The organism is Thermus thalpophilus, assembly GCF_022760915.1.
GTDB lineage: Bacteria > Deinococcota > Deinococci > Deinococcales > Thermaceae > Thermus > Thermus thalpophilus.
The window spans coordinates 44022-64366 of record NZ_JAKTNS010000011.1; the positions used below are offsets into that span (position 1 = coordinate 44022).

Annotated in this window: 22 protein-coding genes; 13 read left to right on the forward strand and 9 right to left on the reverse strand. The window is 67.3% G+C overall.

Going from position 1 to position 20345, the window contains the following annotated elements; translation table 11 throughout:
• The first annotated feature begins 23 nt into the window (after nucleotides 1-23).
• The 3 genes from L0D17_RS05660 to hisH are packed head-to-tail and all read left to right on the forward strand — an operon-like array spanning nucleotide 24 to nucleotide 2240.
• Nucleotides 24-1067 carry a pyridoxal phosphate-dependent aminotransferase gene (locus L0D17_RS05660; RefSeq protein ID WP_243094379.1) on the forward strand — a complete coding sequence of 348 codons (1044 nt, stop codon included), beginning with the start codon at nucleotides 24-26 and terminating at the stop codon, nucleotides 1065-1067.
• A complete protein-coding gene (gene hisB, locus L0D17_RS05665; protein ID WP_039455731.1) occupies nucleotides 1060-1644 on the forward strand; it encodes an imidazoleglycerol-phosphate dehydratase HisB in 585 nt (194 codons plus the stop codon). The genes L0D17_RS05660 and hisB overlap by 8 nt, the downstream gene beginning before the upstream one ends.
• Nucleotides 1644-2240, forward strand: a complete 597-nt coding sequence (gene hisH, locus L0D17_RS05670; protein WP_039455733.1) for an imidazole glycerol phosphate synthase subunit HisH — start codon at nucleotides 1644-1646, stop codon at nucleotides 2238-2240. The genes hisB and hisH overlap by 1 nt, the downstream gene beginning before the upstream one ends.
• On the opposite strand, the gene L0D17_RS05675 is transcribed toward hisH, so the two are convergent.
• From L0D17_RS05675 to purE, 4 genes are all read right to left on the reverse strand, one after another.
• Nucleotides 2211-3131 carry a carbohydrate kinase family protein gene (locus L0D17_RS05675; RefSeq protein WP_039455735.1) on the reverse strand — a complete coding sequence of 307 codons (921 nt, stop codon included), beginning with the start codon at nucleotides 3129-3131 and terminating at the stop codon, nucleotides 2211-2213. The genes hisH and L0D17_RS05675 overlap by 30 nt on opposite strands.
• A gap of 103 nt (nucleotides 3132-3234) precedes the next feature.
• Nucleotides 3235-4365, reverse strand: coding sequence for a phenylacetate--CoA ligase family protein (locus L0D17_RS05680; RefSeq protein WP_039455737.1), 1131 nt, complete (start codon nucleotides 4363-4365; stop codon nucleotides 3235-3237).
• Nucleotides 4344-5486 carry a 5-(carboxyamino)imidazole ribonucleotide synthase gene (locus L0D17_RS05685; RefSeq protein ID WP_243094381.1) on the reverse strand — a complete coding sequence of 381 codons (1143 nt, stop codon included), beginning with the start codon at nucleotides 5484-5486 and terminating at the stop codon, nucleotides 4344-4346. The genes L0D17_RS05680 and L0D17_RS05685 overlap by 22 nt, the downstream gene beginning before the upstream one ends.
• Entirely contained in the window at nucleotides 5483-5977 is a 495-nt protein-coding gene (purE, locus tag L0D17_RS05690) for a 5-(carboxyamino)imidazole ribonucleotide mutase (protein ID WP_243094389.1), read from the reverse strand. Before purE ends, L0D17_RS05685 begins: the two co-directional genes overlap by 4 nt.
• A gap of 47 nt (nucleotides 5978-6024) precedes the next feature.
• On the opposite strand from purE, the gene L0D17_RS05695 reads away from it, so the two are divergent.
• Both L0D17_RS05695 and L0D17_RS05700 read left to right on the forward strand, forming a co-directional pair.
• Nucleotides 6025-6981, forward strand: coding sequence for a sodium-dependent bicarbonate transport family permease (locus L0D17_RS05695; RefSeq protein WP_039455741.1), 957 nt, complete (start codon nucleotides 6025-6027; stop codon nucleotides 6979-6981).
• Between the two features lie 5 nt (nucleotides 6982-6986).
• On the forward strand, nucleotides 6987-7289 hold the full coding sequence (locus L0D17_RS05700) for a P-II family nitrogen regulator (protein ID WP_039455742.1): 303 nt from the start codon (nucleotides 6987-6989) through the stop codon (nucleotides 7287-7289).
• Here L0D17_RS05700 and L0D17_RS05705 read toward each other — a convergent pair.
• Nucleotides 7286-7804 (reverse strand): DedA family protein, encoded by a 519-nt coding sequence (locus L0D17_RS05705; RefSeq protein ID WP_039455744.1) that lies wholly within the window; start codon nucleotides 7802-7804, stop codon nucleotides 7286-7288. The genes L0D17_RS05700 and L0D17_RS05705 overlap by 4 nt on opposite strands.
• Before the next feature lies 1 nt (nucleotide 7805).
• Nucleotides 7806-8501 (reverse strand): TerC family protein, encoded by a 696-nt coding sequence (locus tag L0D17_RS05710; RefSeq protein WP_243094391.1) that lies wholly within the window; start codon nucleotides 8499-8501, stop codon nucleotides 7806-7808.
• A 174-nt stretch (nucleotides 8502-8675) separates the two neighbouring features.
• Here L0D17_RS05710 and L0D17_RS05715 point away from each other — a divergent pair, with 174 nt between their 5' ends.
• From L0D17_RS05715 to gcvPB, 8 genes are all read left to right on the forward strand, one after another.
• Nucleotides 8676-9008, forward strand: coding sequence for a metal-sulfur cluster assembly factor (locus L0D17_RS05715; RefSeq protein ID WP_039455748.1), 333 nt, complete (start codon nucleotides 8676-8678; stop codon nucleotides 9006-9008).
• A gap of 49 nt (nucleotides 9009-9057) precedes the next feature.
• The gene (locus L0D17_RS05720) at nucleotides 9058-10788 is read left to right on the forward strand and encodes an NAD-dependent malic enzyme (protein ID WP_243094393.1); all 1731 of its coding nucleotides are present in this window, start codon (nucleotides 9058-9060) and stop codon (nucleotides 10786-10788) included.
• A gap of 4 nt (nucleotides 10789-10792) precedes the next feature.
• The gene (locus L0D17_RS05725) at nucleotides 10793-11671 is read left to right on the forward strand and encodes a DNA double-strand break repair nuclease NurA (RefSeq protein WP_243094395.1); all 879 of its coding nucleotides are present in this window, start codon (nucleotides 10793-10795) and stop codon (nucleotides 11669-11671) included.
• On the forward strand, nucleotides 11671-13395 hold the full coding sequence (locus L0D17_RS05730) for an ATP-binding protein (RefSeq protein WP_243094396.1): 1725 nt from the start codon (nucleotides 11671-11673) through the stop codon (nucleotides 13393-13395). Before L0D17_RS05725 ends, L0D17_RS05730 begins: the two co-directional genes overlap by 1 nt.
• A gap of 18 nt (nucleotides 13396-13413) precedes the next feature.
• Nucleotides 13414-14463, forward strand: coding sequence for a glycine cleavage system aminomethyltransferase GcvT (gene gcvT, locus L0D17_RS05735; protein WP_243094397.1), 1050 nt, complete (start codon nucleotides 13414-13416; stop codon nucleotides 14461-14463).
• An 18-nt stretch (nucleotides 14464-14481) separates the two neighbouring features.
• Nucleotides 14482-14868: a glycine cleavage system protein GcvH gene (gene gcvH, locus L0D17_RS05740; RefSeq protein ID WP_039455758.1), complete on the forward strand. Its 387-nt coding sequence runs from the start codon at nucleotides 14482-14484 to the stop codon at nucleotides 14866-14868.
• Between the two features lie 108 nt (nucleotides 14869-14976).
• Nucleotides 14977-16293, forward strand: coding sequence for an aminomethyl-transferring glycine dehydrogenase subunit GcvPA (gcvPA, locus tag L0D17_RS05745; RefSeq protein ID WP_243094398.1), 1317 nt, complete (start codon nucleotides 14977-14979; stop codon nucleotides 16291-16293).
• Nucleotides 16290-17714: an aminomethyl-transferring glycine dehydrogenase subunit GcvPB gene (gcvPB, locus tag L0D17_RS05750; protein ID WP_243094399.1), complete on the forward strand. Its 1425-nt coding sequence runs from the start codon at nucleotides 16290-16292 to the stop codon at nucleotides 17712-17714. The genes gcvPA and gcvPB overlap by 4 nt, the downstream gene beginning before the upstream one ends.
• On the opposite strand, the gene ribF is transcribed toward gcvPB, so the two are convergent.
• The 3 genes from ribF to L0D17_RS05765 are packed head-to-tail and all read right to left on the reverse strand — an operon-like array spanning nucleotide 17711 to nucleotide 20234.
• Nucleotides 17711-18595, reverse strand: coding sequence for a riboflavin biosynthesis protein RibF (ribF, locus tag L0D17_RS05755; RefSeq protein WP_243094400.1), 885 nt, complete (start codon nucleotides 18593-18595; stop codon nucleotides 17711-17713). The genes gcvPB and ribF overlap by 4 nt on opposite strands.
• Nucleotides 18573-19061, reverse strand: coding sequence for an NUDIX hydrolase (locus L0D17_RS05760; RefSeq protein ID WP_243094401.1), 489 nt, complete (start codon nucleotides 19059-19061; stop codon nucleotides 18573-18575). The genes ribF and L0D17_RS05760 overlap by 23 nt, the downstream gene beginning before the upstream one ends.
• Before the next feature lie 57 nt (nucleotides 19062-19118).
• Nucleotides 19119-20234, reverse strand: a complete 1116-nt coding sequence (locus tag L0D17_RS05765; RefSeq protein ID WP_243094402.1) for a hypothetical protein — start codon at nucleotides 20232-20234, stop codon at nucleotides 19119-19121.
• Nucleotides 20235-20345: the final 111 nt, after the last annotated feature.

Here is a 20345-nt window from a genome sequence, read left to right on the forward strand (position 1 = left end):
CAGTCTACCGCTATACTCGGGGCATGCGGGCTTTCAAGGCGCACCTCCGGGACCTCGCCCCTTACCCCTACAGGAAGGAGGAGGCCCTGGTGAAGCTGGACCAGAACGAGAGCCCCTTTGACCTGCCCGAGGCCCTCAAGGAGGAGGCCTTAAGGCGCCTTAAGGGGCTTTCGTGGAACCGCTACCCGGAAATCCACGCCGAAACCCTTAGGAAGCGCCTTGCCGCCCTGTTGGACTGGCCGGAGGGGGGAATCGTCCTCGCCCCTGGCTCCAACCTCCTCATCCTGGCCCTAAGCCTGGCGGCGGAGGAGGTGCTGGACCTTGCCCCCTCCTTCCCCCACTACGCCCACGCCGCCCGGGTGGCGGGCACCCCCTACCGGGCGGTGCCCTTGGGGGAGGGTTTCGCCCTGCCCCTGGAGGAGGTCCTTGCCGCCTTCCAGGGCGGGGTCTTCTTCCTCCCCAACCCCCACGCCCCCACGGGAGCCCTCTTCCCGAAAGAGGCGGTGGCGGCCTTGGCGGAACGGGCCAAGGAGGTGGGAGGGCTTCTCGTGGTGGACGAGGCCTACCGGGAGTTCGCCGGCACGGATTTTAGCCCCTTGGGCCGGGATAACCCCCACGTGGTCTTCCTGCGCACCTTTTCCAAGGCCTTCTCCTTGGGGGGGATTCGGGCGGGCTACCTCTTGGCCCACCCCCAGGTGGCCGGGGTGGTGCGGGAGGTGCTTCCCCCCTTTGTCCTTCCCGCCCACACCGGGGTCATCTTGGAGGTGGTCTTGGAGAACCCGGGGTACGTCCGGGAGGTGGTGGAAGGAGTGGTCCGGGAGCGGGAAAGGACCTACGGCGAGCTCCTTCGGCACCCCACCTGGCGTCCCTACCCGAGCCACACCAACTTCCTCCTGGTCAAGACCCCGGACGCCGAGGGGGCCTTCCGCCACCTCCTCGCCCAAGGGGTCTTGGTGCGGCGGCAGGACCGCTACCCGGGGCTTGCCGGCTGCCTTCGGGTGACGGTGGGGCGGAAGGAGGAGATGGACGCCTTCCTAAGGGCGGCCTTTGGGGTGGCCTATGCGTGAAGCCTTGGTGGAGCGGGCCACGGCGGAGACCTGGGTGCGCCTGCGCCTGGGCTTGGACGGGCCCACGGGGGGTCAGGTGGCCACGGGACTCCCCTTTTTGGACCACATGCTCCTCCAGCTCCAGCGGCACGGGCGCTTCCTCCTGGAGGTGGAGGCCAAGGGGGACCTCGAGGTGGACGTCCACCACTTGGTGGAGGACGTGGGCATCGTCCTGGGCATGGCCCTGAAGGAGGCCCTGGGGGAGGGGAGGGGGATAGAGCGCTACGGGGAGGCCTTCGCCCCCCTGGACGAGACCCTGGTCCTCTGCGTGGTGGACCTATCCGGCCGACCCCACCTGGAGTACCGGCCCGAGGCCTGGCCCGTGGTGGGGACGGCGGGCCGGGTGAACCACTACCACCTGCGGGAGTTTTTGCGGGGCTTGGTGAACCACGGGCGGCTCACCCTCCACCTGCGGCTTTTGGCGGGGCGGGAGGTCCACCACGTGGTGGAGGCGAGCTTCAAGGCCCTGGCCCGGGCCCTCCACAAGGCCACCCGCCTCACGGGGGAGGGGCTTCCCAGCACCAAGGGGGTGCTTTAGTGCGGGCCATCCTCATTGACTACGGCTCGGGAAACCTGCGGAGTGCCGCCAAGGCCCTGGAGGCGGCGGGTTTCGCCGTGGCGGTCTCCGCCGACCCCAAGGCCCACCCGGAGGCGAGCCTTCTCGTCCTCCCTGGCCAGGGGCACTTCGGCCAGGTGATGGGGGCCTTTGCCCGAAGCGGCTTCCTGGAGAGGGTCCTGGCCCATTTGGAAAAGGGGCTTCCCTTCCTCGGCATCTGCGTGGGCATGCAGGTCCTCTACGAGGGGAGCGAGGAGGCGCCGGGGGTGAGGGGGCTTGGGGTGGTGCCGGGGCTGGTGCGCCGCTTCCCCCGGGGGCGGGTGCCCCAGATGGGTTGGAACGCCCTGAACTTCGGGGGGTTTTTCGCCGAGCTCACGGGCCGCCACTTCTACTTCGCCAACTCCTACTACGGCCCCTTGAACCCCCACGCCCTCGGGGTGGGGGAGTACGAGGGCACTCCCTTCACCGCCCTCTTGGCCAAGGAAAACCTCCTCGCCCCCCAGTTCCACCCGGAAAAAAGCGGGCGGGCGGGCCTCGCCTTTTTGGCCCTAGCCCGCCGCTATTTTGAGGTCCTCTAGGGAGATGAGGCGGCCTTGGGCCCCAAGCCCCGTGGCGGCCAAGGCCCCCGCCAGGTTGGCGAGCCTTCCCGCCTCCACCGGGCTTCTGCCCTCGAGGATGGCGTGGGCGAAGGCGGCGGTGTAGGCGTCCCCGGCCCCGGTGGAGTCCACGATGTCCTCTATGGGGAAGGGCTCCAAAAGCTCCTCCCCTTCGGGGGTCACCACGATGGAGCCCATGGCCCCCACCTTGATGGCCAGGTGGGAGAAGCCCTCCCTTCGGAGCCGGGCCACCCCCTCGGAGAGGGAAGAGGCGCCGGTGAGGGCCAAAAGCTCCGTCTGGTTCATAAGGAGCCAGGTGACGCCCCGCAGGTGCTTCAAAAGCTCCGCCCCCGCCGCCCGCACCGCCCCCGTGCCCAGGTCGGCGAAGACGGGAAGCTCCCGCTTCCTCGCCGCCTCCAGGACCTCCACGGCGTAGCTCCGGGAAGGCCCTCCCACCAGGGCGTAGGCGGAGAGGACCACGGCGTCGGCGCTGTCCAGGTGGCGGGGCTTGAAGAGGGCGGGGTCCAGGTAGCGGCTCGCCCCTTCCGCGCTCACCATGGCCCGTTCCCCACCCGGCACCACCAGGATGAGGACGGAACTGGTGGTGTGGTCGGGGTCTTCCTGGAGGTGCTTTAGGTCCACCCCCACCTCCCGCACCCGGCTTAAGGCCAGCTCGGCGAAGGGGTCTTGGCCCACCCGGCCCGCCAGGTGCACCCGGTGGCCCAAGCTCGCCAGCTGGACCGCCAGGGTGCCCCCGGCCCCCCCGGGCTTCATCAGGGCCCGCCTCGAGGGCACCTCCTCCCCGGGTTCCGGTATTCGCTCCACGAAGAAAAGCAGGTCAACGGAAACATCCCCCAGCACGAAAAACCGCATCTTGCCTCCTTCCGCAAGGCACAGGGTTTGCCCCCACTATACCGCAAGGGCCCCGTTGCTTTGGGGGAAGTATACCCCGGGGTTATGAGAAGAGATTAACGAGCTAGAAGCGGCGGTCCAGCACCAGGCCCCCCTCCAGCTCGCCCACCAGCTCCACCTCGTCCAGCCTTAGCCCCGTGGCCTTCTGGATGGCCTCGTAGAGCCCAGGGGGCACCTTGTCCGCCTTCAGGCGGAGCACCAGCTTGTCCGTCCCCTCCAGCTTCCTTTCCACCACCACCTGGAAGCCCTTGGGGTCCAGGCCGAAGCCGGCCAGGATGGGGGCGAGCTCCGTGGGGTAAAGCTTCACCCCCTTTACCTTCACCATCTGGTCCGTGCGGCCGAAAACCCCGCGGGGCAGCACGGTAAGCCCTTCCCGGCGCTCGGCCAAGGCCAGGTCCCCGGTGCGGAAGCGCACCATGGGCATGAGGGTGCGGCTTAGGGCGGTGACCACCAGCTCCCCCTTTTCCCCCGGGGCCACGGGCCTTAGGGTTTCCGGGTCCAGGACCTCGAGGACGGCCATCTCGGGGATCTCCCATAGCCCGTCCTTGACCAGGTTTTCCCCGGCCACGATGCCCAGTTCGCTGGTGCCGTAGGCGTCCAGGGCTGTGCCGCCCAGGAGGGCCTCCACCTTCTCCCGGAAGCCGGGCACCGAGGTAAAAGGCTCCCCCCCCGCCAGGAGCAGGCGAAACCGCCCGCCCGCCTGGCCCACCTTGAGGGCGAAGGAGGGGTTGGTGACCAGGACGTCAAACTGGGGGCTCAGCTCGGCGATGCGCCCCGCCTCCCCGGGGCCGTGGGGGAAGACCAGGTTCCCCGCCAGGACCAAGGCCTCGTGGAAAAGCCACCCCCCGGCGAAGACGTGGTAGCTGAAGGCCACCAAGACCCGCTTGCCCTCGAGGCCAAGCCGCCGGTAATGGGCGGCCAGGGCTTCCGCCTGGTAGCGGAGGTCCTCCTCCGAGAGGTATTCCGGCATCCAGCCCATGAGGGGGCTTGGGGTGAGGTGCATGAGCCTCGCTCCTTCCGGGGGGGTGGGGTTTGCCTTGAGGTAGGCCACCCACTCCTCCCGGCTGGTGAGGGGCAAGGCGGAGAGGTTCTCGGGGGAAACCTCCTCGGGGTCCACGTCTTTAAGCTTTTCCCGGTAAACGGGGTGGGCCTTGGCCGCGCGGATGACCTCCCTTAGGCGCCTGGTGCGGTCCATGCCTGGCCTCCTTCGCCCCCGATTATACTGGGGCTTCCCGCCAGGGTTAGGAGGCGGGGGAGCTCGCTTTGGAGCTCCTCCCAGGTGTCCCGCCTCAAGGTGATGTGCCCCACCTTCCGCCCGGGGCGCACCGCCTTGCCGTACCAGTGGAGGTGGGCGGAGGGGAGGCGGAGCACCTCCCCAAAGTCGGGCCTGTGGCCGATGAGGTTCGCCATGGCGCTATACCCCCTAGGGGCGGTGCTCCCCAAGGGGAGGCCCAGGAGGGCCCTCAGGTGGTTTTCAAACTGGCTCGTTTCCGCGCCCTCCAGGGTCCAGTGGCCGGAGTTGTGGACCCGGGGGGCCATCTCGTTGAAGAGGAGTTCCTCGCCTACTTGGAAAAGCTCCAGGGCTAGCACGCCCACGTAGTCCAGGGCGAGGAGGGCTTCCCTGGCGTAGGCCTCCGCCTTCTTCTGCAGGGCTTCCGTGAGGTGGGGGGCGGGGGCTAAGGAGAGGCGAAGGATGCCCCCGTGGTGGCGGTTTTCCACCAGGGGATAGAAGGCCATCTCCCCGTTTCGCCCCCGCACGGCGAGGAGGGAAACCTCCCGGTCAAAGGGGACGAGGCCCTCGAGGATAAGCCCCCGGCCCCCCAGGGCCCGTAGCGCCCCTTGGGCCTCCTCCTCCGTGCGCACCAGGGCCTGCCCCTTGCCGTCGTAGCCCCCGCGGCGGGTTTTGAGGAGGGCGGGGAGGCCCACCTTTTTCAGCCCCTCCGCCAGGTCCTCCTCCCCGTCCACGGGGTGGAAGGGCGGGGTGAGGACGCCGAGGCTCGCCATGAAGGCCTTCTCCCGCAGGCGGTCTTGGGCCCCCTCCAGGGCCTTGGGGGGCGGAAGGACGGGAAGCCTTTCGGCTAGGCTTAGGGCCGCTTCCACCGGGACGTTTTCAAACTCGTAGGTGACGAGGTCCAGACCCTGGGCGAAGCGGGAAAGGGCTTCGGGATCGGCGAAATCCCCCACGCAAAGCTCCCCCACCTGCCCGGCGCAGGCCTCGGGGGAGGGGTCCAGGAAGCGGAAGGAAAGCCCCAAGGGGTAGCCCGCCAGGGCCAGCATCCGCCCAAGCTGCCCCCCACCCAAAACGCCCACCCTCATCCTTCCTCCCGGGGGTCGGGGTGGGCCAGGACCGCCTCGGTTTGGGCCTTCCGGTAGGCCTTGAGCCGCGCCATCACCTCGGGGTCCTTGAGGCCAAGGATGCTGGCGGCCAAAAGGGCGGCGTTCACCGCCCCCGCCCTGCCGATGGCCAGGGTGCCCACGGGGACGCCCGCGGGCATCTGGACGATGGAGAGGAGGGAGTCTAGGCCCCGTAAGGCTTGGCTTTCCACGGGCACCCCCAAGACGGGCAAAGGCGTGTGGGCCGCGGTCATGCCGGGCAGGTGGGCCGCCCCCCCGGCCCCGGCGATGATCACCTGGATGCCCCTGGCCTCGGCGGTCTTGGCGTACTCCGCCATGAGGTCCGGGGTGCGGTGGGCGGAGACCACCCTCACCTCGTAGGGGATGCCCAAGGCGTCCAGGGTCTCCGCGGCGTGGCGCAGGGTTTCCCAGTCGGAGCGGGAGCCCATGATGAGACCTACCAAAGGCACCATCGTACCGGATTGTAAAAGCCCTTCTTCCCGTAGTAAAGCTTGGGGGTATGGACGCTTTGGAACTCCTGAGGCTTAACTTCCTTTCCCCTATGGTTTTGGCCTACTTTCTGGGAATGGCCGCCCGGCTTCTCAAGAGCGACCTCGCCTTTCCCGAGGCGCTTTACACCGCCATTTCCATTTATCTCCTTTTTGCCATCGGCTTTAAGGGGGGGGTAGAGCTCGCCCACACCCCTTTGGCCGTGGTCCTCCTCCCGGCCCTTTTCACCCTAGCCCTGGGGCTTTTTAGACCCTTCCCCGCCTATTTCCTTGCCCGGCGTTTCCTGGGGGTGAGCCGACAGGACGCCGCCGCCTTGGCCGCCCACTACGGCTCGGTTTCCGCCGTGACCTTCCTTGCCGCCCTCACCTTCGTCCAGGCCGTGGGGCACACTGCGGAGGGTTTCATGCCCACCCTGGTGGCCTTGTTGGAGGTGCCAGGGATCGTGGTGGCCCTCCTCCTGGGCAAACGGCAGAGCGGCCGGCTTTCTGAAGCGCTCCACGAGGTTTTGACCGGAAAGAGCGTGGTCTTGATGCTGGGGGGGCTTCTGATCGGGCTCCTTTCGGGAGAGGCGGGGATGGAGCGGGTCAAATCCTTTTTCGTTGACCCCTACCAGGGGGTTCTCACCCTTTTCCTCCTGGACCTGGGGATGGTGGCGGCCTCGAGACTTTCCGTGCTGCGCCAGGTGGGGTTTAGGCTGGTCCTCTTTGGTGTGGGCCTAGCCCTTTTCCACGGGGTTTTGGGGGTTTACCTGGGCCTGAAGGCGGGGCTTAGCGTGGGGGGTGCTGCGGTGCTTGGGGCTATGAGCGCCAGCGCCAGCTACATCGCCGCCCCCGCCGCCGTGCGCATCGCCTTGCCCGAGGCGAACCCCAGTTTGTACCTCACGGCGAGCCTCGCCGTCACCTTCCCCTTTAACCTGATCTTGGGGATACCCATCTACCACGCCTTGGCCAAGGCGATCGGGGGGTGAGGCCGGTGAACCTGGTGCCCTTGAAGCTGTTGACCATCGTGGCGGAAAGCCTTTTGGAGAGGAGGCTGGTGGAGGAGATCAAGCGGCTTGGGGCCAAGGGCTACACCATCGTTCCCGCCCGGGGGGAGGGTTCCCGCGGGATGCGGAGCGTGGACTGGGAGGGGCAGAACATTCGCCTAGAGACCATCGTGAGCGAGGAGGTGGCCCTGAAGATCCTGGAGCGCCTGCAGGAGGCGTACTTCCCCCACTACGCCGTGATCGCCTACGTGGAAAACGTCTTCGTGGTGCGGGGGGAGAAGTACGTCTAGCGGCCTCGGCGCAGGAGGGGTAGAAGGGCTAGGAGAAGGAGGACCGGCCAGAGGAGCCAAGGGGAGACCCTTTGGCCCAGGAAGTAGGCGAAAAGCACCAGGCCGTGGGTCCAAAGGAGGCTTCCCAGGGCGGCGAAGAGGAAGTAGGGGGCAAGGGGGAAGGCTAGGGCTCCTAGAAGGAGGGGTAAGGCGGTCCGCACCCCCGGGAGGAAGGGGGCGAGGAGGAGGGCTGTGGGGCCGTAGCGGTGGAGGAGCCCTTCAGCCCGCGTGAGCAGTACCTCGGAAAGGCGCCCGCGCACCCTTTTGCCCAGGGCTCGGCCCAAAGCGTAACCCACCCCGTGGCCCAGGAAGCTCCCCAGGAAGAGGAGGGGAAGGAGGGGAAAAAGGCCAAGCCGCCCTTCCCCCGCCAACACCCCCAGGGCGAGGAGGAGGGTGTCGCCGCCGGGGACAAAGAGGCCAAAGGGAAAGCCCACCTCAAAAAAGAGGATAAGGGCAGGAGCGAGGTAGGCCCACATCTCAGGCGGGATGTTCCGCGGGCTTCCGTAGGGCCCATAGGCTTCCCAAAAGGAGGACGCCCAGGATGAGGAGGCTAAAAGCCTCCTTGTCCAAGCCAAGGGCGAGCTCAGGGCGGTGGAGGACCTCCTTGGCCAGCTTGTCCCAACCGCCCACAAGGAGCTTCACCCCGGCGAGGCCCACCACCACGTAGGCCAGGTGCTTGAACCGGGGGTAGCGGTCCAGGAGGGTGACCACCAGGCTCGCCAGCATCCTAAGGGCCAGGATGCCCAGGAAGACCCCGGTGTAGATGACCCAAAGCTTGTCGGAGAGGGCCACGGCCACCAGCACCGAGTCCACGGCGAAGGCCAGGTCCATGAGCTCCACCTGGGCCACCACCTTCCAGAAGTGGGCGGCGCTCACCTCCAGGGGGGGCGGGGCGTGGGCCTCCTCGGGCTTGAGGAAGTGCTTGAGGGCGATGAAGAGGAGGTAGGCCGCCCCCAGGACCTGCACCCACCAGAGCTTGATGACCAAGGTGGCGAAGAGGAGGGCGAGGCCCCTTAGGACGTAGGCGCCCAGGATGCCGTAAAAGAGGGCTTTCCGCCGGAGGGGAACGGGCAGTTTCTGCACCATAACCCCGAGGATCAGGGCGTTGTCCGCGGAGAGGATCACCTCCAGGGCCACCAGGATGAGGATCACCGAAAGGACGCTGGCCTCCATGCTTCACCTCCACAAAGAAAGACCACCGCGCAAGGCGGTGGTCTTGCCCGGGCTTCCTGCCCCCGGCCCCCGGGGCCTAAGGCCCGTCCTGACGGGGTGCCGGCTTGGGGCTACTCCCCAACCAGGGGGCATTATAGCAAAAGGCGCTGGGGTTTTCCGGGTATACTGGAGGGCATGGAAACCGAGGCCACGCTGCCCACCAAGGAGCAGGTCCTCGAGGCCCTCAAGGTGGTCTACGATCCCGAGATCCCGGTGAACATCGTGGACCTGGGCCTCGTCTACGACGTGGAAGTCCACGAGAACGGCGTGGTGGACATCACCATGACCCTCACCGCCATCGGTTGCCCCGCCCAGGACGTGGTGAAGGCGGACGCGGAGATGGCGGTCATGCGCCTGCCCGGGGTGCAGGGGGTGAACGTGGAGTTCGTATGGACCCCGCCCTGGACCCCAGCCCGCATGACGGAGGAGGGAAAGCGCATGATGCGCATGTTCGGCTTCAACGTCTAGGGAGCCCCCGCCTCGCCCTTTTGGTCGGGCGAGGTGGAAAAATAGGGGCATGCCGGTTAGCCGCTATTACGACGTCAAGCGGGATGAAAAAGGCGAGCGCTACTTAGAGCCTTACGTCACGGGCTTTTTGCTCTTAAGGCTTCCCCTCCTCAACAAGGGCACCGCCTTCACCGAGGAGGAAAGGCGCGCTTTGGGCTTAGAGGGCCTTCTGCCTCCCCACGTGAACACCCTGGAGGAGCAAAAGGAAAGGGTCTACCGCCGCTACCGCCTCATCGCCTCTCCTTTGGACAAGCACATCTACCTGCGCCACCTCCAGGACCGCAACGAGGTCCTCTTCTACGCCCTGGTGGTGGACCACCTGGAGGAGATGCTCCCCATCCTCTACACCCCCACCGTGGGGGAGGCGGTGCGGGAGTTTTCCCACATCTACCGCTACCCCCGTGGCTTTACCGCCAGCACCAAGAACATTGACCGCATTGAGGAGGCCTTGGGGAACGTGCCCCTGGAGGAGGTGCGCCTCATCGTGGCCACGGACTCTTCCGCCATCCTGGGCATCGGGGACCAGGGCTTTGGCGGGATGGCCATCAGCATCGGCAAGCTCACCCTCTACACCGCCGCAGGAGGGGTGGGGCCCGACAAGACCCTGCCCGTGGAGCTGGATGTGGGCACGGACCGGGAGGACCTCCTAAATGACCCCCTATACCTCGGGGTGCGGCACAAGCGCTTACGGGGCGAAGCCTACTACCAGTTCCTGGACCGCTTCGTGGAGGCGGTCAAGAAGCGCTACCCCAAGGCCCTCATCCAGTGGGAGGACTTCGCCAAAGAGGCGGCCTTTAGCGTGCTGGAGCGCTACCGCAAGGTGGTTCCCTCCTTCAACGACGACATCCAGGGCACGGGGGCCGTGGCCCTTGCCGGGGTCCTCTCCGCCTGCCGCATGAAGGGGGAAAGGCTTTCCGATCAGGTGGTGGTGGTCTACGGGGCGGGGGCCGGGGGGATCGGCGTGGCCTGGGCCTTGGTGGAGGGAATGAAGCGGGAGGGCCTGAGCGAGGCGGAGGCCAAGGCCCGGGTCCTGGTCCTGGACTCCCGGGGGCTTTTGCTGGAAGGGCGGAACATGGAGGCCTACAAGCGGCCCTTCGCCCAGAAGCGGGAGCGCCTTAATGGTTGGCGCTTTGCGGGCGAGTACCCCAACCTCTTGGAGACCATTCAAAACGCTCGGGCCACGGTGCTTTTGGGCCTTTCCGGGCAGGGGGGGAGCTTCACCGAGCCGGTGGCGCGGGCCATGCTGGAAAACACCCCCCGCCCCGTGATCTTCCCCCTTTCCAACCCCACCTCCGCCAGCGAGGCCTTGCCCGATGACCTCATCTACTGGACGGAGGGGCGGGCCTTGGTGGCGGCGGGGAGTCCCTTCCCCCCCGTGGGGTACATGGGCCGGACCATCCCCGTGGGCCAGGGGAACAACGCCTTTATCTTCCCCGGGCTCGGCCTGGGGGCCGTCCTCTCCCGGGCCCGGGAGGTGACGGACGGGATGGTCCTCGAGGCCGCCTACGCCCTCTACGACTTCACCCAAGAGCGCTTTCCCGACCTCCTCTACCCCCCGGTGCGCCACCTAAGGGAGGTTTCCCCCTACGTGGCCGCCCGGGTCATGCGGAAGGCCCTGGAGGAGGGGGTGGCGGAGGAGGAGCGGATCCAGGGGCTTTCCCTGGAGGAGCTTTTCGCCTTCGTGCAAAGCCGCTTCTGGGAGCCCAGGTACCTCCCTTACCGCCCCGCCCCGGTAATCTAGGGGCATGGCCTGGCGGCTTTACGCTTTGGAGCTTCCCCAGGCCCAGGAGCTTTTGCCCGAGGGGCCGGAGCCCGAAGGGTTCTGGCCCCTGGAGGAGCCTTGGGAACCCAAGGGAGGTGCGCCCCTGCCCTGGCCCGAGCCCCTTTACTTCCTGGACGGGAAGGAGCGGGCGGAGGGGCTGGTGGCGGAGGGGAGGCGGCTGGCCCTTCTGGGGTGTGTGGCCGCGGGGGCCGTGGTCTTTGAGGGGGGGAGGATGCGGCTTCTTCCCCCCCTGGTGCGCCGGGTGGGGGTGGGGCTTTCCGAGGCCTTAAGGGCGGGGGAACTCCTCTACGAGCCCTTCCCCGTGGAGGGGGAGGGGATCTACGCCCTCCAGGAGGGCTTGCGGCGGGCCAGGGCCAACCTGGAAGCGGAGGTTGCCTCGGGACTTTCCGGGGGGCTTTTGGTGGTGGATGGTCCCGTGCGCCTTAGGCGGGAGGCACCTATCCTGGGCTACATCAAGACCCACTGGGCCCGCTACCTGCCCCCGGAAAAGGAGGCCCTCCTGCATAGGCTTGCCCCCGGGGAAAGAAGCCCCCTCTTCCGCATCCGGCGCAAGGGATTGGAGCTCGCCAGTTGGTATTTGCGCCTGCCCTTGCCCCCGGAAGGGGTGAGGCCCCCGGAGGCGGGGCTTTTGCGCTTGGAAACCCCTTTGGAGGGCCCCTATGAGAGGCTTGCCGCCCTTTCCGTAAGCCTTTTTCCCGCCCTGGCCTCCCACCCCGTCAAGGACCCCCGGGCGCCCCAGAACCTCACCCCCGTGGGGGGCTTGGAAAGGGAGCTTGGCCGGAGGATGGGAAGGCGCGAGGTGGTGGCAAGGTTTCTGGCCCGGCACCTGGGAGGTGGCTGATGGAGCGGATCGGCGTGGTGTTGGGAAGCCGGGAGGCCACCCCCCTCTCCTTCTGGGTGGGGGTTGAGGGGGAAGGCCTTCTCAGGCTGGACGATCTGGTGGTGGTGGAGGGCTTCCACCCCAAGGTGGGCAAGGTGCGCTACTTCGGCATGGTGGACCACGTGGCCAAGGTGCACGAGGGGGAAACGTACGATACGGACATCTTCCTGGCCACCCGGGGCCAGATCCCCGTGAGCCTGGCCTACGTGGCCCACGTCAGCGTGACCCGGATCCTCCCCGAGGAGTTCTTCCCCCCCGACCCCGGCTCCCCCGTTTTCCTGGCGGAGGGGGAGGACCTGGAGCTCGCCCTTTACTACGAGGCCATGAAGAACCAAAGGGGAAGCACCAAGCTTCCCGCCGGCCTCCTCAAGAACGGGGAGGTGGCCTACCTGAACCTGGAGTTTTTGAACGGGGTGAAGGGCGGGCACGTGAACATCTCCGGCATCAGCGGGGTGGCGGCCAAGACCAGCTACGCCACCTTCCTCCTCAAGAGCCTCTTGGAAAGCGGGGTCCTGGAGGACGCCCACCAGGCCAAGGTGCTCCTCTTTAACGTCAAGGGGGAGGACCTCTTCTTCCTGGACAAGCCCAACGCCCGCCTCACGGAGGAGGCCCGGCAGGCGTACCAGGCCCTGGGCCTACCCGCCACCCCCTTCGGGAGCGTGGCCTTCTTGGCCCCACCCAAGAAGGACGGGTACGTGCCCGACGTGGAGACCCGCCTCGAGGGCGTGCGGGCTTACCACTACGACCTGGTCCAGTTCTGCCAAAGGGGGCTTCTCCCCTTCCTCTTCGCCGACCGGGGCTTTATGACCAACCTGGGCTTTTTGGTGCAGCACCTCACGGAAAAGCTCCGGCGGCTCGCCGAGGGGCAGAGGGGCCCCCACCTCCTGGTGGAGGACTGGACCAAGGAGGACCTGCCCGAGGGGATCACCTTTGACGCCTTGGGCAAGGTGCGCCTGAAGAGCTTCGCCGAGCTGGTGCGCTACCTGGAGTACAAGCTCCTGGGGCCGGAAACGGGGGAGGGGGAAGGGGACCGGAGCTGGACCGCAAGGCAGGCCCGGGGGACCCTCGAGGCCTTCATCAGGCGGCTTCGGGCCAGCGTGGAGAACGTGGCCCACCTCATCCGGGGCGACCGCCTCGGCAGCCCCCCAGACCCCCTGCAGGGGGAGCAGGTCCACGTGGTGGACCTGGCCAAGCTTTCCCCCCAGGCGCAGATGTTCGTGGTGGGAAGCCTCCTTAAAGACGTCTTTGAGCGGAAGGAGCGGGGGCAGTACCGGGGCCGGGTCTTCATCGTCCTGGACGAGCTCAACAAGTACGCTCCCCGGGACGAGGAGGGCCCCATCAAGGACGTGCTCTTGGACATCGCCGAGCGGGGCCGCTCCTTGGGCGTCATCCTCATCGGGGCGGAGCAGACGGCGAGCGAGGTGGAGCGCCGGGTGGTGGCCAATGCCGCCATCCGGGTGGTGGGCCGCTTGGACGCCGCCGAGGCGGAGCGCCCCGAGTACCGCTTCCTTCCCACCTCCTTCCGCCAAAGGGCCCTCATCCTGCCCCAGGGGGCGGTGATCCTCCAGCAGCCGGAGATCCCCGTGCCCCTTTTGGTGCGCTTCCCCTTCCCGGCTTGGGCCACCAAGCGGGAGGAGGTCTTGGAGGACAACTCCGCCGAGGCCCTAAGGCGGGAACTCTTTTAGGGGTAGCATGGCGTTGGTATGAAGCGTACCCCCCTTTACGAGGCCCACCTGCGCCTGGGCGGGCGCATGGTGGAGTTTGCCGGCTTCGCCCTTCCCCTGCAGTACACCTCCATCGTGGAGGAGCACCTGGCGGTGCGCCGGGGAGCGGGGCTTTTTGACGTGAGCCACATGGGGGAGTTCTGGGTGCGGGGGGAGGAGGCATTGGCCTTCCTCCAGTGGGCCACGGCAAACGACGCCGCCCGGCTCAAGGTGGGAAGGGCCCAGTACTCCATGCTCCCGAACGAAAGGGGCGGGGTGGTGGACGACATCTACCTCTACCGCCTGGGGGAGGTGGAGTACCTCATGGTGGTGAACGCCGCCAACATCGCCAAGGACTTCGCCCACCTTAAGGCCCTGGCGGAAGGCTTTCGGGTGGAGCTCGTAGACCGCTCCGAGGCCACCGCCCTCCTGGCCCTCCAAGGCCCCAAGGCGGAAGGCCTCCTGCAGGGGCTTACCGACGCCGACCTAAAGGGGCGCAGGAAGAACGACGTCTTCCAGGCCCAGGTGGCGGGACGTCCCGCCCTCCTCGCCCGCACCGGGTACACCGGGGAGGACGGGTTTGAGCTCTTCCTCGCCCCGGAGGACGCCGAGGCGGTGTTCCTGGCCTTGGTGGAAAGGGGGGCGAAGCCCTGTGGCCTTGGAGCCCGGGACACCCTTAGGCTCGAGGCCGGCTTTCCCCTTTACGGCCACGAGCTCACCGACACCACCAACCCCCTCTGTACCCCCTGGGCCTGGGTGGTGAAGAAGGAGAAGGACTTCTTCGGCAAGGAGGCCATGCTGGCTTCCCCTTGCCGGGAAAAGCTCGTGGGCCTGGTGCTGGAGACGGGCGTCCCCCGGGAAGGCTACCCGGTCCTTTCCGGGGAGAGGCCGGTGGGCCGGGTGACCAGCGGGGGCTATTCCCCCCTTCTGGAGAAGGGCATCGCCCTGGCCTACGTGGAGGAGGGGGCGGAGGAGCCCTTCTTCGTGGCGGTGCGGGGCAAACCGGTACGGGCTTCCCTTAGCCCCTTGCCCTTTGTGCCGCTAAAATAGCGGGGGTTAGGAGGCGCTATGGACATACCCAAGGACCGCTTTTACACCAAGACCCACGAGTGGGCCCTGCCCGAAGGGGACACGGTGCTGGTGGGCATCACCGACTACGCCCAAGACGCCTTGGGGGACGTGGTCTACGTGGAGCTTCCCGAGGTGGGGCGCAAGGTGGAGAAGGGCGAGGCGGTGGCGGTGGTGGAGAGCGTGAAGACCGCCTCCGACATCTACGCTCCCGTGGCCGGGGAGGTGGTGGAGGTGAACCTGGCCCTGGAGAAAACCCCGGAGCTCATCAACCAGGACCCCTATGGGGAGGGCTGGATCTTCCGCCTCCGTCCCCTGGACATGACGCACCTGGACGACCTCCTGGACGCCGACGGCTACCAGGAGGCTTTGGAGAGCGAGGCTTGATATGGCTTTCCCGAGGGCGGCCCTTTCCCGCACGGGTTTAGGCGGGGGGGCATGCTCCTCTGTGGCCCCGGGTCAAATGGCCCGGGGGCTTTGGTTAAGGATGGACCTATGGACTACACGCCCCATACCGAGGCGGAAATCCAGGAGATGCTCAGACGGGTGGGGGCGGAAAGCCTGGAGGACCTCTTCCGCCACCTGCCTGAAGAGATCCTAAACCCCGAGATCGCCCTGCCCGAGCCCTTGCCGGAGTGGGCGGTTCTGGAGGAGCTTAGGCGGCTTGCCGAGAGGAACAGGCCCGCCCGCAAGGCCTTTCTGGGCGGGGGGATCCGGAGCCACCACGCCCCCCCCGTGGTCCAGGCGCTGGCGAGCCGGGGGGAGTTCCTCACCGCCTACACCCCCTACCAGCCCGAGGTGAGCCAAGGGGTCCTGCAGGCCACCTTTGAGTATCAGACCATGATCGCCGAGCTCACGGGCCTCGAGGTGGCCAACGCCTCCATGTACGACGGCGCCACCGCCCTGGCGGAAGGCGTCTTGCTGGCCCTTCGGGAGACGGGGCGGATGAGCGTCTTGGTCTCCCAGGGGGTCCACCCCGAGTACCGGGCGGTCCTGAAGGCCTATCTGGAGGCGGTGGGGGCGGAGCTTAAGGTGCTTCCCCTGGAAGGGGGGCGCACCCCCTCCCTTCCCGTGCCCGAGGGGGTGGGGGCGGTGGTGGGGCAGAACCCCAACTACCTGGGGGCTCTGGAGGACCTCGCCCCCTGGGCGGAGGCGGCCCACCGGGCGGGGGCGCTTTTCGTGGCGGTGGCGGACCCCCTCTCCTTGGGGGTGCTCAAGCCCCCCGGGGCCTACGGGGCGGACATCGCCGTGGGGGATGGGCAGAGCCTGGGCCTGCCCATGGGCTTTGGCGGCCCCCACTTCGGCTACCTGGCCACCAAGAAGGCCTTCGTGCGCCAGCTCCCGGGGCGCCTTGTGTCCGAGACCGTGGACGCCGAGGGCAAGCGGGGCTTCATCCTCACCCTGCAGGCCCGGGAGCAGTACATAAGGCGGGCCAAGGCCAAGAGCAACATCACCACCAACGCACAGCTCACCGCCCTCATGGGGGCCATGTACCTCGCGGCCTTGGGGCCCCAGGGGCTTAGGGAGGTGGCCCTGAAGGGCGTGGAGATGGCCCATAAGCTTCACGCCCTCCTCCTGGAGGTCCCGGGGGTCAGGCCCTTCACCCCCAGGCCCTTCTTCAACGAGTTCGCCCTGGCCCTTCCCAAGGACCCCGAGGCGGTGCGGAAGGCCTTGGCGGAACGGGGCTTCCACGGGGCCACCCCGGTGCCCAAGGAGTACGGGGAGGGGCTTGCCCTCTTCGCCGCCACCGAGCTTCACGAGGAGGAGGACCTCCTGGCCTTCCGGGAGGCCCTTAGGGAGGTTTTGGCATGAGCTTTCCCCTGATCTTTGAACGGAGCCGGAAGGGAAGGCGCGGCCTCAAGCTGGTGAAGGCGGTGCCCAAGGCGGAGGACCTGATCCCCAAAGAACACCTGCGGGAGGCCCCGCCCCGCCTCCCCGAGGTGGACGAGCTCACCCTGGTGCGCCACTACACCGGGCTTTCCCGCCGCCAGGTGGGGGTGGACACCACCTTCTACCCCTTGGGGTCTTGCACCATGAAGTACAACCCCAAGCTCCACGAGGAGACGGCGCGGCTTTTTGCCGACCTCCACCCCTACCAGGACCCGGGGACGGCCCAGGGGGCCTTAAGGCTCATGTGGGAGCTCGGGGAGTACCTCAAGGCCCTCACGGGCATGGACGCCATCACCCTCCAGCCCGCCGCCGGGGCCCACGGGGAGCTCACGGGGATCCTCGTCATCCGCGCCTACCACGAGGACCGGGGGGAGGGGAAGGCGCGCCGGCTCGTGCTGGTGCCGGACTCGGCCCACGGCTCCAACCCCGCCACCGCCAGCATGGCGGGCTACCAGGTGAGGGAGGTGCCCTCGGGGCCCGACGGGGAGGTGGACCTCGAGGCCCTAAAGAGGGAGCTCGGCCCCCACGTGGCCGCCATCATGCTCACCAACCCCAACACCCTGGGGCTTTTTGAGCGGCGCATCCTGGAGATCTCCCGCCTGGCCAAGGAGGCAGGGGCGCAGCTTTACTACGACGGGGCCAACCTCAACGCCATCCTGGGCTGGGCCCGGCCCGGGGACATGGGCTTTGACGTGGTCCACCTCAACCTGCACAAGACCTTCACCGTGCCCCATGGGGGAGGCGGGCCCGGCTCGGGGCCCGTGGGGGTGAAGGCCCACTTGGCCCCTTACCTGCCCGTCCCTCTGGTGGCCAAGGGGGAGGAAGGCTACTACCTGGACTTTGACCGGCCCAAGAGCATCGGGCGGGTGAAGAGCTTCTACGGCAACTTCCTGGCCTTGGTGCGGGCCTGGGCCTACATCCGCACCCTGGGGCTTCCCGGGCTCAAGCGGGCGGCGGCCCTTGCCGTCCTGAACGCCCGCTACCTCAAGGAGCTCCTTAAGGAAAAGGGCTACCGCATCCCCTACGATGGGCCTTGCATGCACGAGTTCGTGGCCCAACCCCCGGCGGGCTTTAGGGCCCTGGACCTGGCCAAGGGGCTTTTGGAGCTGGGCTTCCACCCCCCCACGGTCTACTTCCCCCTGATCGTCAAGGAGGCCCTCATGGTGGAGCCCACGGAAACGGAGAGCAAGGAGACCCTCGAGGCCTTCGCCGAGGCCATGGGGGAGCTTTTGGCGAAGCCCAAGGAGTGGCTGGAAAACGCCCCCTACACCACCCCGGTGCGCCGCCTGGACGAGCTTAGGGCCAACAAGCGCCCCAAGCTCACCTACTTTGACGAGGGTTAGAGCCCGAAGTAGGTCCGGGCCAAGGCCACGTCCTGCGCGATCTGGGCCTTGAGGGCCTCGAGGCTGGGAAAGCGCCTTTCCTCCCGGAGGCGCTTCAGGAAGCGCACCCGGGCCTCCTCCCCATAAAGCTCCCCGGCGAAGCCCAGGAGGTGGACCTCAAGCCGCCTTTCTTCCCCTCCCAGGGTGGGCCGGGTGCCCACGTTGGCCACCCCCTTGTAGCGGCCGAAGCCTCCTTCCACCTCCACGGCGTACACCCCGGGGGGCAGGACCTTCTTGGGGTGCACCGCCAGGTTGGCGGTGGGGAAGCCGAGCCTCCGCCCAAGCTTCTCCCCCTCCACCACCACCCCGTAGGCCCCATAGGGGCGGCCCAGGAGGTGGCGGGCCTCCTCCACCTTCCCCTCCTGGAGGAGGGCGCGGATGCGGCTAGACTTCACCGCTTCCCCTCCCAGGGTGAGGAGGGGGACCACCCGGGTGGGGGCCACCCAGGAAAGCTCCTCCACTCCCCCCGCCCTTCCTTGCCCGAAGCGGAAGTCTTCCCCCACGTGGATGCGAACCGCCTCCAAGGCCTTTAGGTCCTCCAGAAAGGCTTCCGCCGGTCTTTTGGCAAAGGCCTCGTTGAAGGGCACCGCCAGGATGAGCTCCACCCCCACTTCCCGCAAGGCCTCCACCTTCTCCGTGAGGTCCATGAGGAACCCCTCCCCTCGGGTGAAGACCTTGGTGGGGGGATCAAAGGTGTAGACGAGGAGGGGTGCCTTGAGCACCTTGGCCTCGGCCAGGGCCTGGCGCAGGAGGTACTGGTGGCCCAGGTGCACCCCGTCAAAGGAGCCCACGGCCACCACCTTAGGCCCTTTGGGGACGTCAGCGACCTCGGAGAAAAGCATGGTAGTAGAGGACTCCCACGAGCCCCGTGGCCGAAAACTCCGCCCCGCCCCGGCGGTGCAGGGCTAAGGCTTCCTCCGGGTTTAGCCAGACCACCTCTATGGCCTCGTCCTCGTCGGGGGTGGCCTGGGCTTCCCTCAGGTTTTCCGCCAGGAAGACGAAGGTCTTCTCGTCGGTGAAACCGGGGGAGACGTAGAAGCTAAAGAGGGGGGTGAGGTCCCCGGTGAGCCCCGTTTCCTCGGCGAGCTCCCTTTGGGCCGCCGCCAGGGGATCTTCCCCGGGTTCAATGAGCCCCGCCGGGATCTCCAAGGGGGCAAGGCCTATGGCGGGACGCATCTGGCGGACAAAGAGCATCTTGCCCTCTTGGAGGGCGATTACGGCCACCGCCGGTTTGTGCTCCACGATCTCGTAGCGCCCTTCCAGGGCCAAGTTCAGGATGCGCCCGCGGTAGAGGTAGGTGCGGCTCACGCCTCCATGGTACGGGAAAACCCCGGGGGGCCTGCCCCCAGGGCTTTGGCGCCGCCCCTACTGCAGGGCGTTTAGCGTGGCCAGAAGGACGGCCCGGGTGTAGGTGGGGTTGTGGACGCCCTTGGAGCCGTCGTTTTGGATCAGGAGGTAGTTCCAGGCGGCCCGCACCACGGGGTCCTTGGTGAGGAAGACGGGCTGGCCCTTCTCGTCCCGGATGTCCCCAAGCTGGCTATAAAGCACCGTCCCGTCCGTGAGGGTCATCTTAAAGGCGATCTGCCCGGCGATGGAGAGGATGTCCACCCGGTACACCGGGGCTTTCACCGCCACGCCCTGGGTGAACTGGCCGTTTTCCGGGTTGTAGGCCCGCACGGTCTTGATGCGGTCCCGCACCGCCAGGACCTTGGCGTTCACCTTGGCGCGCAGGAGGGAGAGGAGGTGCTCGGTGTTCTCCTGCACCATCTCCTTGGTGTACTTGGCCCCGTGGCAGGAGGCGCAGAGGTTTTCCGGGGCCTTGAAGGTGTGGCTCGTGTACTCCCCGGTGCCCGCCAGGCTCATGTGGCAGGTGGAACAGGCGTTCCCCGTGAAGAAGGCGTGGGGGTTAGGCCAGTCCTTGGTGTCGTCCACGAAGTAGGCGTTCTTGCCCAGGATCACGTCCCCCTGGCTGGAGGCGTGGGGGTAGGTGTAGCGGCCCGGGTCCTCGGCGTTCCAGGTGATGCGGCCGTTGCGGGAGTTGTGGCAGGTGATGCACAAGGCGGCGTTACCCACCGCCGTGGCCTTGAAGCCGGAGGGGAGCATGGGGGTGTCGTGGACCAGGCGCAGGTCCCCGTCCTCGTCGTGGCAGGTATTGCAGGTGATGGGCTTCACCTGGTCCTTGGTGAGGCCCAAGGATTTAAGGTAGTCCACCGTGGCCGGCTTGCCGTCCGGGCCCACCAGGTTGCCAGGGTTGCCTTTCTTAAGCTGCTCCAGCCAAGCCAAAAAGCCTTGCTCGCTGTGGCAGCGGGCGCAGTGGGCGGCGTTGGCTTGGCGGGCTTCCACCGTGGCCTCGGTGAGGGTCTTGAACCCCATGACCCCGTTGTTGTGGGCGCTTTGCTCCCACTCCTTCTGGATGGCCTCTTTACTGGAGAAGGCCACCATGAGACCGAGGGCCAGGAGGGCCAAAAGGGCCTTTTTCATACACGCCACCTCCCTACGATCTTAGCTCACACCCCCATCATGAAACAAGTCAAGGGGGGCTTGCCTTGCAAAGGTCAGGAGGACGGGTGTATATCTCTCTCCTGATGGGCA